Raw genomic sequence first — 13,125 nt, 5'->3', positions numbered from 1 at the left:
GGCCGTGGTCTATACCTGCCGGCGTGTGTTTATACTTGTAAAATAACGAGAAAACTTCAGGAATAGCTAAAGCTTATACCTACAGCCCCTGCACGAGCAGGTACCAGATCGCCAGCGTGATGAAAGAGAGCGGTATACCGAAGCCTACCATCATGGAAGCCAGGCGGGGTTTGAGTCCGTAGGAAATGGCCACGATAGAGGCGGTGATCATAGGGGCCATACCTGCCTCCAATATACTTACCTGCACCACCGGACCACGCATACCAAGCACCAGCGCATAAAGCACATAGATCAGCAAAGGAGCCAGAATCAGTTGAAAGGCAAGGCCCAGGAACAGAAAGCGCCAGTGCTTACTCTTACGCTCAATGCGCAGCTGCATGCCCACACTCACCAGTGCCAGCGGCGTCACAGTACTGCCCAGCCTATTAAAGACATCCTTCAGATCATCCGAAAAATGCAGGTTCGCTACATTCATGGCAAAGGCGATCACGAATACCAGGAAAGGCGGAAAAGTTAGTATTTTAAGACCAATAGCTTTAAAATCAGGCTGCCCTTTGGAGAAGTAGGCGGCCAGGGCTATACCTAAAGTCGAGACCACCACAAATGTACCGGGCAGGTCGACGAGAATGGCCGTCTGCAGCCCCTGCTTCCCATACAGCGCCTCGATGATCGGGAAGCCGACAAAAGAAGTGTTGCCGAGTCCGGCAGTAAGAATCAGACACCCGATCAGTTTCTTAGACCAGCCATAGATTCGGCCTATAGTATAGAAGAAGGCCGCAGCCGCCCCAAAACAAATCCAGGCGACGCCAACGGGCAGCAGTACCGTACTGTCGAGTGCTACCTCAGGTATAGCGTACAGCGCCAGTGCCGGAAGCGAGATGTGGATGATGAACTGGTTGAGCACCACCGGCGACGTGCTCGGGAAAGCCGGCACCCGGCGCAGCAATACCCCGACAATCAGGCAAAGAAATAGTAAGATGATACTGCTCATGCAGGCTCAGGTATAAATGAAACCGCAAAGCTAGGTATACGGTAATTGGGATAGGGTATGCTACAAGAGAAAAATTATGCAACTATGCCTTTATTAAAGCTGCAACTGCTGCATCCCTTGGTCTAGCTGTACCCTTCCCATCCCCCCAGACAAATAGGAAGGAAGGGAAAGATTAGCTCATGCTCCAGATTACGCTTTCCTGAACAGCTCCGCAATCATACACCGGATGCTGCCACCACCGGCTTTTTCGATCATGTGGATGGGCAGGTGTAGGATGTGCTCATTATGTGCCTGCATACGCTCCAACTGCTGCGGCGTCAGACTTTCATAAGCAGCTTTCGACATCACCAGAATGCGCTCCCCCTGCTGGTTCTCGACCTGCAGCATATTGCCGGCGAAGTGCTGGTAAGTCTGCTCTTTACTAATCTCGATGATTTCCTTCCCGTTACCAGTCAGGCTAATTCGAAGCTTTTCACGGTCCTGCTCAGCTACTGTTTCCAACGCCACTACGGCATAGGTGTCGCCCACGCACATCATCACGTTGGTGTGGTAGATCAGCTCTCCTACCGCTCCATAAGCTTCGAATGTAATAGCCTTGTAGCCCAGCTTATCACAAAAATGCTGCAAAGCATCCAAACTCGTGCGCGGCGACACAGCGGCATAGGCTATTTTGTTCACGCGGTCGAGCACCATACTGCCTGTCCCTTCCAGAAAAACGGGTGTTTCCTGCTCTTCAAAAAACTCCAGCGTCACGTGTTCGCCACACCCGCAGGCATGTTTGATCTTATCAATCACCTCCTGACGGCGTTCGTTTCGTCTGCTGGGAGATGCCATCGGGTAAGTTACCAAATGTCCTTCGGCATGGGTAGAAAACCAGTTGTTTGGGAAAACAGAGTCTGGCGTACCTGCATTTTCGGGATCACGCATGGTGATTACCTCTACGCCCAGGTTGCGCAACTCCGCTACAGCATTTCTGAATTCGAGCAGGGCAATATCCTGTACCTGGCTTGGGGTGAACTCACGTGATTCTTTTTGAAAGGAATTGGTAGGAGCCGCCTCCGGGTTATACCCAAAGCCTGTTGGCTCTATCATTAATATGGTGCTGGTGGTCTGTTTCATGGTGGTTTAGGTGTTTTACAAATATACTAGAGAAAATGGAGGAATGGGACAAGCATAAAAAACCGGCTATACCTTCATCAGGTATAGCCGGCCCAACAATTAACAAAGTAATCAACAAATTAAACGGCCTTCGCCTTTTCCTTCAGCCAATTCAGCTCCTCCTCGTTCAGGTGCGGACCAAGTTTTTCTACCACCAGTTGGTTGTAGTCGTTCAGCCACTTGATCTGGCGCTCGTCCAGCAGTTCTTTCTTCACCGGAGCCGTATCAATTAATGCCAGGGTGAGGTGCTCGAAGGTATAGAATTCGCCGAAGTCATTGGCCTCATCAGGTATAGTCAGAACGAGGTTCTCGATGCGAATGCCGTACTGGTTCGGGCGGTACAAGCCGGGTTCTACTGAGGTAATCATGCCCAGCTCAATGTCCACGGGTGTAGGCGATGGGTTGAACACATGCGGACCTTCGTGCACGTTCAGGAAGAAGCCAACACCGTGGCCGGTGCCGTGTCCGTAGTTGCGGGCATGGTCCCAGAGCGGCTTGCGCGTGATGGCGTCGATCTGGTAACCGCGCGTACCTTTTGGGAAGCGGGCGGTGGCGCCGTCTATCATGCCTTTCAACACCAGGGTATAGTCTGTCTTTTCTTCTTCGGTCAGGTTGCCCAGCGAAACTACACGAGTGATGTCGGTGGTGCCGGTGGTATACTGTCCGCCGGAGTCAAGCAGGAACAGTCCGTCGGCCTTCAGTTCCACATCACTTTCCGGTGTAGCTTTGTAATGCGGCAAGGCCCCGTGTGCCTTGTAACCTGCAATAGTATCGAAACTCTCGCCAATGAAGCCCTCCTGCTCTGCCCTGAACTCAAGCACCTTATCAGCAACCGAAAGCTCAGTGATGGTCTCCTTGCCCAGATTCTCCTCCAACCATTTGAAGAAACGGTTTAGGGCCACACCGTCTTTCACCATCGTTTTGCGGGTATTCTCTACTTCTACTTCATTCTTGATGGCCTTTAAGAAGGTAGTCGGATTGGTGTTTTGGATCATGCGCACTTCAGCCGGCAGTTGCTTGTACAGGGCATAGCAATTGCGTTTCGGGTCGATCAGGATGGAAGATCCAGCAGGCAGTTCGGCCAGCAGGCGCTCCACCATCTCGTAAGGCTGCAACACCACACCGTCGGCCATCAGCTTCTTCTTGTCCGTTTCACTCAGCTTCGCCTGGTCAATAAACAGCACCGCATTATCCTGGCTGATCAGAGCAAAGCTCAGCACCACCGGGTTGCATTTCACATCGGAGCCGCGCATGTTGAAGAGCCAGGCCATGTCGTCGAGGGAAGAGATCAGGTGGTAGTCGGCTCTTTGCTTTTTAAGGGCGGTGCGTAGTTTTTCCAGCTTTGCCGTAGTGGATTGCCCGGTAGTCTCTTCTCCTATCAGGTAAGCTGGGGCAGTCGGCAGCTCCGGACGGTCATCCCAGATCGGGTCGAGCAAGTCGCGGTCAGAGGCCAGTGCTATACCTAGCGGTGCCAGTTCCTGCTCCAGCAGCTCTGCCAGTCCCACCGAAATCAGCTTCGCATCATAGGCTACTACTTCTCCCTGCTCCAAACGGTCGGCCAGCCAGCCAATGTACTCCGGCGCGTGCTGCGCCTGCAGCTTCACGAGCTCAAAGCCACTGCCAGCAAGCTGATCCACGGCCTGCACAAAGTAGCGTGCATCAGTCCAGAGACCGGCAAAATCCTGGGTAATCACCAGCGTACCTGCCGAGCCGGTAAAGCCGGAGGCGAAGTAGATGCACTTGTAGCGGTCAGGCAGGTATTCGCTGATGTGCGGATCGGCAGAAGGAATGATGTAGGCGCTCAGTCCCTGCTCTTTCATTTGCTGGCGTATAGCAGCCAGTCTTTCTTTATAACTCATAGTTTGTGTGGCTTAGTGAAAGAGGCAAATTAAGGAAAGATGCGGAGAAATGCGCAGTTTCAGTAGGGGATTACTGGCTTTAAAACTATTGGGCTTGCTTAACTGAGCAGTATCAGATGAATAGTAGGCAGGTATAGCCTTTAAAAAGCAAGGCTTTCATTTTTGAAAAATCTCGATTTCTACACGCCTGTTTAATGCTCTGTTTTCTTCAGTCAGGTTGTCTGTCTTTGGAGATGCTTCCCCTAATCCTTTGGCAGAAATACGGTTGGCTGCTATACCTTTGCCTTCCAAATAGGCTTTCACAGCGGCTGCCCTCCTTTGAGAGAGTGCAAGGTTATCTGCCTCGGTACCCACATCATCGGTGTGTCCCTGAATGTGAATAATTACCTGTTTGTGCACGATCATAAATGCCGCCAGCGAATCGAGCAGCGGAAAAGCTACGGGCCTGATGGTGTGGTCACCGGTAGCAAAATTTACATCACTGAGGGTGATGGTGCTGCCAATGGCAATGGGTGCTTCAGCTACTGATGCAAGTGGCGGAGCGACATCCGGTATGGCATCGGCCTCCGTGTCTGCCTCAGACTTTGGCACCACGCTGATATTGTCGTAGCAGTAATACGTGCCTTTTTTCTTACTGCTTTTCAGTTCTTCCTCCACTTCCTCAGTTTCAGGATTCATCACCTCCAGCGCTGCGGCGTTTGCGCCCAGAAAATTCCCGATCAGCAGGTAGCGTTCGCCACCTTTGGCTTTGTAGCTGCCGCTCACTTTCGTCCAGGTTGTTCGGGAAGCCAGAGGTTCGGCAGCAGCAGGCCTGAGGGAGGTATAAGGTATAGCAATTGGTGTCAGGGGATGATCTTTGAGCCCGTATACCTGTCTTGTGGACGGCAGAGGCCTGTTTATAAAGTGTACTGTAATCTCACTGATTGGCGGCTCAATGGTAGAGGCTTTGATGGTATACAGCGAAACCACATACTCCTGATTCTTTCGAAGCGGCCTCGACAATTCAACCTGCGTCAGTTCACTTGCCTCAAAACTAAACCACTGGCACAGGCAAACCTCACCAAATTCAATATTGGAAAGCTGCCTGGAGGGCGTTTCAGATTGATATGCATTGAAGTATGGTGGGAACTGCAACACTTTACCTTCCACGGAGGCAACATCGGGTGTGCCGCTTACACCTTTGAAACCGATGACACCCCCTTTCAGCTGCTCGAGACTGGGGTTACGCACCAGGTTCTGCGCTAAGGCTTGGCCAAGGTATAGGCTGAAAAGAAAGTATAGCAGCATCGCTTTCATTTCAGTTTTTACGGGGAGTTCCGTTTGAAGATTTTGATTAGACTAGCTTGTTGATTCAGGATCAGGAAGGTTAACGTTTTGGTGCAGCCAAAACTCTTAACGAGGCAAGGGTTGCGGCTGAACAGAGTTAGGCTTCTACTAAGTTTCGTGCATTTTGCGGGTTTTAAAACAATCTTATCTACCTGATTCGGGTTGGTGCTTTAGTTGCAAGCCGTGCAGGAAGTTGCGCAGAATCTGGTCTTGAAGCGGGCGGTAATGCTGGTGGTCGGGTTTGCGAAAAAAGGCGCTGAGTTCATGCTTGCTTAAACGGAAGTTTACCAATCCCAGAATATCCAGGATGTCTTCGTCTATCAGGTTAAGGGCAATTTTGAGCTTACGAAGTATTATGTTGTTACTCAGTTTACTTTCGGGCTTAGGTTGCTCTCCTTCCTTTTTGCCGCGTTTCTCGTTTATGAAACCATTGAGAAACGCAGCCAGGCGCAGGTCGCTCATTTCCTTAAACCCGGGCTCATCTTCCTTTTTCATCAACTCGATTATTTCTCCGCGGGTTACCTGCTCCCCTCCAGATTTAAAAAGCTCCATCAACTTAGAGTCATTAAAATCAAATGTATAGCGGAGCCGGCGTAAAATATCGTTGTTGTTCATGTTTATACTTTGAATAACTTCTTTATAAATACCGCCTTAACGGGCTGGGCTATGGTGCGTTTATGCACTATAGACTTTGTTGGCTTTTCGTTTTTCTTAAGGAATTTTAATATCACCTTCTCTTTTTACAAGGAGCCATTCCATTCTATTAACCGTTGCGGTGTCTGTTTCTGTCACAATAGTCCAAAAGCCAAAGAAGGGTGTTGACTTTACTATTCGCTGACCATCATATCCAAAGGCACCGTTATCCCACAATTGATGGCTAATTACTTCTCTTGGATTCTCCTTACTTTCATAAACTATTTCATAATTCACCCAAGCACCGAATCCATAAGAGAACATAAGGAGAATAGAAACAAAGTAAGAAGCCACTGCCCCTATACTTGTCAACACAGCTATACTGACGTTCTGTTTTGCAGTTCTGTGCTTCCCCAATGTATAAGCTAAAGTTAAGAGTACTGCAACAGGAAAACCTTGAAGCACTATGTCATAAAAGGTATGGCTGTATTTCCAGTCAGCAAATTCTATAGGAATAACTTGACCAATTGTAAGAGAAAATCCCACTACAATAAAGAACAAAGTAGTTATCCAAAAAGAAGTTCTTTGTATTGTTTTCATATTTTGAATGCACGCCAACTACTGTATAATCGTCATCCTGACGTTTATACGCCCAATATAGCTTGTTATGCGTAGTACCTACCCTTAAAAGTACATATCAATCTGAATATATCCTGCTCAATTCATCATAAAATCTTCAAACGTATACCTACCTCGACGGCACATCCTAAAACCGCACAAACTGTTCATTACTGAACAGGTCCAAGTCTTTAATAATCAATAATTTTCATTATAACTAACTGTAAATCAACAACATAAATTAATGGCATCTAAATTGGCTATACCCTCACGAGCAAAGCACAAAATAAGACAATGGATCGTGAATTATCAGCCAGCACCAGACACGCCCAGAAGCGGAAGCGCATTTGGCAAATAGGGATTGCCGCTGCCCTGGTGGCAGTAGCCATCTTCGGATTCAGAAGCCTGATCAGCCCCAGCATCGCACTGGCCGAAATCAAAACAGCAGTGGTCGAGGAAGGACCAGTCGTAGCTACGATCACGGCTTCTGGCACGGTTGTGCCGGAGCATGAGCAGGTGATCACCAGCCCCATCCAGGCACGCATCGAGCAGGTGGTGCACAACACGGGTGAGCAGGTGCAGCCCGGCGACCAGATCCTCTTGCTCGACAGGTCCTATACCCAGCTGGCCTACGACAAACTCAAAGACGAGCAGGAACAAAGTCGTCACAAAACGGTGCAGCTCAACCTGAACCTCGAAAAGAAACTGAATGCCCTGGCCTCGCAGCTGGAAATAAAACGCATGCGGGTGAAAAGCCTGCAAGCTCAACTCGAAGATGAACAGTACCTCCTCAAGATCGGGGGCGGCACCCAGGAAAGCGTAAAGCAGGCCGAGCTTAACCTCAGGATCGCGCAGCAGGAACTCGAGCAGATCGAACGCGACATCATCACAGAACGCCAACTGCTCAAGGCCGACGAACAGGAGCTACGCTATACCCTGACCATGCAAAGCCGCTCAATAGAGGAGCTGCAGCGCAAAATGGAGCAGGCGGAGGTGCGGGCCAAACAGCCAGGAGTCATCACCTGGGTTAAAAACGAGATCGGCAGCAACGTAAATGCCGGCGACATCATTGCCCGACTGGCTGACCTGAGCAGCTACCGCGTGCAGGCTACCATTTCGGATGCTTTTGCCAGCCAGATCAGCGTGGGGAGCAGCGTGATGGTCCGCATAAACGACACAAACCTACAAGGCAGTGTGGCCTCCATCAAACCTACTGTCGAAAACGGCATCGTCACCTTTCTTATAGCCCTCGAAGAGAAAGCACACCAGCTGCTGCGCCCGAGTCTGCGCGTGGATGTGTATGTGCACACGGTCGCCAAACCGAACACACTGCGCGTGAAAAACGGCCCTTACTTCAGAACGGCCAGCAAGCCCCAGGTATACGTGCTGCGCGACGGCGAACTGTTCAGAAGAGAAGCGAAGATCGGCGTGAGCAACATGGACTATGTAGAGCTGGAAAGCGGTGTACAGGCCGGTGAACAAGTGGTAATCTCTGACCTGGCTGAATACCAGCACCTGGATGAAGTGAAAGTGAAGTGAGTTTGAGGGTTGAGGAGTTTGAGAGTTTAGGATTGAGATAACTGAGAAGTGAGGTCCCTTTGTCTTTGCCTAATAGTCCTTTGTCAAGGAAGAAGATCGTGCTACTTGAGACGTGTGTCGTGATGCGGAAATATGATACGAAACCGTGATACGCAAATAAAACCATGAAAGAACTATACAAAATCTGTTTGCTGTTTGTGACGCTGCTGCCCTGTATGTCAGGTATAGCGCAGCCTGCCACGCGCACCTTGCGTCTGCAGGAAGTGATTGCGCTGGCACAGGAGCAGTCGGCGGCGGCAAGGCAGGCCGAGACCAGCCGCGAGAACAGCTATTGGCAGTGGCGCAGCTTCAAGTCAGACTACAAGCCGCAGCTCAGCCTCACCGGCACCCTCCCCGACTTCAGCCGCACCATCATGCCCGTAACACAGCCCGACGGCACCACTGACTTTAAACCAGTGTCGATCAACAACTCTGAACTTGGTCTGAGTCTGAGCCAGGTAGTGAGTCCGACCGGCGGACGGGTGTTTGTGACGTCGCTAATGCAGCGCTTCGATGACTTTGACCGCCAGCAAACCCGCTACAACGGCAACCCGGCTATCATCGGTCTGGAGCAGCCGCTGTTTGCCTACAACCAGTTGTCATGGGCTAAAAAGATAGAGCCACTCCGCTACCAGGAGTCGCAGAAGGCCTACCTGGAGGAGCGTGAAAAAATTGCCGTGAACGCCACCAAGCTATACTTTGATCTGCTGCTCGCCCAAACAAACCAGCACATAGCGAGTCAAAACCAGAGCAGCAACGACACGCTCTACCAGATCGCCCAGGAGAAGTATAAGCTAGGCCGCTTTTCTAAAAACGACCTGCTGCAGCTGCGCCTGGCGGTGCTGAATGCCGAGCTGGCCATGGCACAGGCCTCCCTCGATCAGCAGACTGCAGCATTAGCCCTCAAAACCTACATCGGCATGAAAGAAACTGACCAGTTGGAGTTAAACACGCCGGAAGGTATACCTGCCACGACCGTGCTGGCCGAGGTCGCCCTGGCCGAAGCCCGTAAGAACCGAAAGGAAAGCATCAACTTCAGCAGAAGACTGCTGGAGGCCGAGGCATTGATGGCCAAAGCGCATGGCGACAATGGCTTTAACGCCAGTCTGTTTGCTACTTTCGGACTCACCAACCGCGGCGCCTCCTTCACCGACATCTATACCCGCCCCGAAAACCAGCAGCGGGCCCGCATCGGCTTCAGCATGCCGATAATGGACTGGGGGCGGCAGCGCTCCATCTATAAAGTAGCCGAACTGAACAAGCAGCTGGTACAGTATACCGTGGACCAGGAAGATGCCAATTTCGAACAGGCGGTGCTCACGCAGGTGAACCAGTACAACACCCTTAAAGCCCGTATTGCCACCACTGCCGAAGCCGACGCCATCGCGCAGGAGCGTTACGAGATCGCCCGCAACACCTTCCTGATTGGCCGCATCAGCATCACCGATCTCAACATCGCACTGGCCGAGAAAGACCAGGCCCGACGCGCCCACATCGCTTCTTTGAGCGAATTCTGGACAGCCCATTATTCCCTGCGTCAGCTCACGCTATTTGACTTCGAGCAACAGCAGGTGATTGAAATGAGTGAGTGAATGAGTGATTTAGTGAATGAGTGATTTGGAGATTTGAGAATTTGAAGATTTGAAAATGTGAGAGGTATAGCTGTAGGGACAGGTCGCGACCTGTCCGAATCGTGCACGGGATTCCCCTCCCTGGAGGGGCCAAGGGTGGGTTAATCGTGCACCCAACAATTAGCAATTAACAATAAGCAATCAACAATTTATTCGATATTAGAACCAAGGTATAAAACTATGATCACGTTAAAGAACATCGAAAAAGTCTACCAGACCAAGACCATTGAGACGGTAGCACTGCACAACGTCAACCTGCACATCCCGAAGGGGGAGTTTGTGTCGGTGATGGGACCATCGGGTTGCGGCAAGTCTACGCTGCTCAACATCATGGGCTTGCTTGACGAGCCAACCAATGGCGTTGTGGAGATAGATGGCAGACCCATCAGCAGGTATAAAGACAAAGAACTGGCGCACATCCGCAATCAGAAGATCGGCTTTGTGTTCCAAAGCTACCACCTGATCAATGACCTGAGTGTGCTCGACAATGTGGAGCTTCCGCTGCTGTACCGCACTGGCGTTTCAGCTGCCGAAACCAGAAGACTCGCCCTCACTGCGCTGGAAAAAGTCGGCCTGAGCGCCCGCACCAAACACTATCCTAGCCAGCTTTCCGGCGGACAGCGCCAGCGGGTAGCCATTGCCCGAGCACTGATCGGTCAGCCCGAGATCATCCTGGCCGACGAACCCACCGGTAACCTCGACTCGGTGATGGGCGAAGAGATCATGAACATTCTGCTTCAACTGAACAGTCAGGACGGCACCACCATCGTGATGGTGACGCACGACGAGAACATGGCCCAGAAGACCGAGCGCCTCATCCGCTTCTTCGATGGCCAGCAGGTATCAGACGCTAAAACCACAGCCTACGACTATCAAAAGGTATAGCCATGCTGAAGAATTACATCAAAATAGCCTGGAAGGTGCTCTTGCGTCGCAAGTTCTTTACCTTCATCAGCCTCTTCGGCATCAGCTTTACTTTGTTGGTGCTCATGGTGGCCTCTTCGCTCTTCGACCATACCTTCGGTCCTCAAATGCCGGAACGCGAAACAGATAAGCTGCTCTTTGTGAACATTATGCGGGAGCAACGCGATGGAGGCTTCTCGAGTAGCGGACCGCCAAGCTACCGCTTTCTCGACCAGCATGTGCGCACCATGAAAACGCCTGAAATGGTGTCCATCAACTCCATGTTCTTTCAGGTGAACAGCTACATCAACAACCGTAAGCTTGCCCTGGACATCAAGTACACAGACCGTGCGTTTTGGGATATCCTGGACTTTAACTTCCTGGAAGGAAATGGCTTTAGCGAGCAGGATGTACGCGGCGCCAACCGTGTGGCCGTGATCAACGAAAACACCCGCAAGCAGTACTTCGGCACAAATAAGGCCGTGGGGCAGTACATCGTAGTGGACCAGGTGCGGTACCAGGTGGTAGGCGTGGTAGAAGACGTGCCGGCGCTGCGCCTGCACTCCTACGCCGATGTGTGGGTACCGATTACAATGAAGAGTCAGGAGTTCAACAGGCCCGGCCTTCGGGGCACCTACTTTGCTACCATCAAGGCGAGGTCAGCTGCTGACGTACCCAGGATAAAAGAGGAGTATGCGGGCATCATGCAGGAAGTAGAGCGCCAGCAAACAGAAAAAGGCACGACACTTTCCTCCCATCCAGATACATTTCTGGAAAGCATTGCCCGCACGTTTCTGAGCAACGGCAAAGACTCCGGCTTAGGCTTCCTGTATATTATCATGGCAGGCCTGGCGCTGTTGTTCATGCTACTGCCCACCATCAACCTGGTTAACATCAACATCAGCCGCATTATGGAGCGCTCATCCGAAATTGGCGTACGCAAGGCCTTCGGTGCCACCTCTTCCACCATCATCGGGCAGTTTATTATCGAGAACGTTTTCCTGACACTGCTTGGAGGCTTGCTGGGCTTTGTGCTGTCGGCGGGAGTGCTCTGGCTGATCAACGACAGCGGCGTCATCGTGTATGCGAACCTGGGACTCAACCTCCGCATCTTTGCCTTCGGACTGCTGCTCTGTCTGGTTTTCGGTCTTATTTCCGGAGTGTATCCGGCCTATAAAATGTCACGCTTAAATGCCGTAGAGGCGCTGAAAGGAGGTACAAAATGATACGCCATTTATTCAAACTGATCTGGAACCGGAAAAAGAGCAATTTCCTGCTCATGACCGAAATCTTCTTTTGCTTCCTGGTGCTCTTCGGGGTGATGAGCCTGGTAGTGTACAATGTGCGCAACTACACCAAGCCTCTTGGTTTTGAGCATGACAATGTGTGGCTGCTCACCATGCGTCCCAGCGCTGACTCCGCTGCCCTCAACCACCAGAACCTGGTACAGGTGGTACAGCAGGTGCGTGCGTACCCAGAGGTCGAGTATGCCGCTCTCACAAGCAGTAATGCCCCTTTTGCCTTTAGCCAGATGACGAATAATCTTTCATATGGCAACAAGCGAAGCACACAGGCAGACCAATATGAAGTGGATGACAACTATGCCGATGTATTGCAAATACAGCTAAGTCAGGGACGCTGGTTTGGTGCGGAGGACAATGCCGCCCACCACGAGCCCATCGTGATAAACCGCGAAATGCAAAGGCAGCTATTCGGAGAAGAGGATCCCCTTGGCAAGCTAATCCCCCAAAACGATTCGGTGAACTACCAGGTAGTGGGCGTAGTGGAGCACTTCAGAGGGTATAGCGAGTACTCCGCCGAGCGACCGGCTTATTTCAACCGAATCAGCCTGCAGCAAAGCGACAAGGCCTTTTGGGGAGAACTCTTGATCCGGGTAAAGCCAGGCACCGGCATTGCATTCGAGGAGGAGATGGTGCGTGAGGTTTCAGGCATCGGCAAAGACTGGACACTGGAGGTGGCGACCCTGGAAAAAATGCGTCAGAGTAAGTCAAAGCTTACGATGGTACCCATGATTGCCCTGGGACTTGTCTGCGGTTTTCTGATCCTTAATGTGGCGCTGGGCCTGTTTGGTGTGCTCTGGTATAACATCAGCCGCCGCAATGGTGAGATCGGGCTTCGCAGGGCGCTGGGCGCCTCGGCCAACCAGGTTTACCGGCAGTTTATCGGAGAGGTGCTGGTGCTGGCTACTTTCGGTCTGCTGCTGGGTGTGGCCTTTGCCGTACAGTTTCCGCTGCTGCAGGTGTTTGAGGTTGAATCGGTAGTCTACTTCTTAGCCTTGGGTATAAGTGTGGTTGTTATTTATATACTGGTGGTTGGTTGCGCCCTCTACCCTAGCCGACAGGCAGCAGCCATCCACCCTGCCATCGCCCTGCACGAAGAGTAATAGCAATTTATACCTGAAAAAATT

The 13,125-nt window shown here is 51.3% G+C and carries 11 protein-coding genes; 5 read left to right on the top strand and 6 right to left on the bottom strand.

Annotation, left to right across the window (positions count from 1 at the left end; genetic code table 11):
- Positions 1-79: 79 nt before the first annotated feature.
- The 6 genes from AC5FXQ_RS12180 to AC5FXQ_RS12155 all read right to left on the bottom strand — a co-directional run bounded on the left by AC5FXQ_RS12180 (position 80) and on the right by AC5FXQ_RS12155 (position 6,567).
- Positions 80-991: an AEC family transporter gene (locus AC5FXQ_RS12180; protein WP_493602699.1), complete on the bottom strand. Its 912-nt coding sequence runs from the start codon at positions 989-991 to the stop codon at positions 80-82.
- A gap of 189 nt (positions 992-1,180) precedes the next feature.
- Complete coding sequence (gene ctlX, locus AC5FXQ_RS12175; RefSeq protein ID WP_493602698.1) at positions 1,181-2,110, bottom strand: citrulline utilization hydrolase CtlX; 930 nt, start codon at positions 2,108-2,110, stop codon at positions 1,181-1,183.
- A 119-nt stretch (positions 2,111-2,229) separates the two neighbouring features.
- Entirely contained in the window at positions 2,230-4,008 is a 1,779-nt protein-coding gene (locus AC5FXQ_RS12170; protein WP_493602697.1) for an aminopeptidase P family protein, read from the bottom strand.
- Positions 4,009-4,164: 156 nt separating this feature from the next.
- A complete protein-coding gene (locus AC5FXQ_RS12165; protein ID WP_493602696.1) occupies positions 4,165-5,304 on the bottom strand; it encodes an OmpA family protein in 1,140 nt (379 codons plus the stop codon).
- Between the two features lie 174 nt (positions 5,305-5,478).
- Positions 5,479-5,949 carry a YehS family protein gene (locus AC5FXQ_RS12160; protein WP_493602695.1) on the bottom strand — a complete coding sequence of 157 codons (471 nt, stop codon included), beginning with the start codon at positions 5,947-5,949 and terminating at the stop codon, positions 5,479-5,481.
- Positions 5,950-6,045: 96 nt separating this feature from the next.
- Positions 6,046-6,567, bottom strand: a complete 522-nt coding sequence (locus tag AC5FXQ_RS12155; RefSeq protein WP_493602694.1) for a hypothetical protein — start codon at positions 6,565-6,567, stop codon at positions 6,046-6,048.
- Positions 6,568-6,879: 312 nt separating this feature from the next.
- On the opposite strand from AC5FXQ_RS12155, the gene AC5FXQ_RS12150 reads away from it, so the two are divergent.
- The 5 genes from AC5FXQ_RS12150 to AC5FXQ_RS12130 all read left to right on the top strand — a co-directional run bounded on the left by AC5FXQ_RS12150 (position 6,880) and on the right by AC5FXQ_RS12130 (position 13,101).
- Positions 6,880-8,124, top strand: a complete 1,245-nt coding sequence (locus AC5FXQ_RS12150) for an efflux RND transporter periplasmic adaptor subunit (protein ID WP_493602693.1) — start codon at positions 6,880-6,882, stop codon at positions 8,122-8,124.
- Positions 8,125-8,288: 164 nt separating this feature from the next.
- Complete coding sequence (locus AC5FXQ_RS12145; RefSeq protein ID WP_493602692.1) at positions 8,289-9,755, top strand: TolC family protein; 1,467 nt, start codon at positions 8,289-8,291, stop codon at positions 9,753-9,755.
- 219 nt (positions 9,756-9,974) lie between these two features.
- Positions 9,975-10,679: an ABC transporter ATP-binding protein gene (locus AC5FXQ_RS12140; RefSeq protein WP_493602691.1), complete on the top strand. Its 705-nt coding sequence runs from the start codon at positions 9,975-9,977 to the stop codon at positions 10,677-10,679.
- A gap of 2 nt (positions 10,680-10,681) precedes the next feature.
- Positions 10,682-11,923, top strand: a complete 1,242-nt coding sequence (locus AC5FXQ_RS12135) for an ABC transporter permease (protein ID WP_493602690.1) — start codon at positions 10,682-10,684, stop codon at positions 11,921-11,923.
- Entirely contained in the window at positions 11,920-13,101 is a 1,182-nt protein-coding gene (locus AC5FXQ_RS12130; RefSeq protein WP_493602689.1) for an ABC transporter permease, read from the top strand. The genes AC5FXQ_RS12135 and AC5FXQ_RS12130 overlap by 4 nt, the downstream gene beginning before the upstream one ends.
- Positions 13,102-13,125: the final 24 nt, after the last annotated feature.

The organism is Pontibacter sp. LHS1, from assembly GCF_058932855.1.
This window is presented reverse-complemented; position numbering and strand designations above follow the sequence as displayed.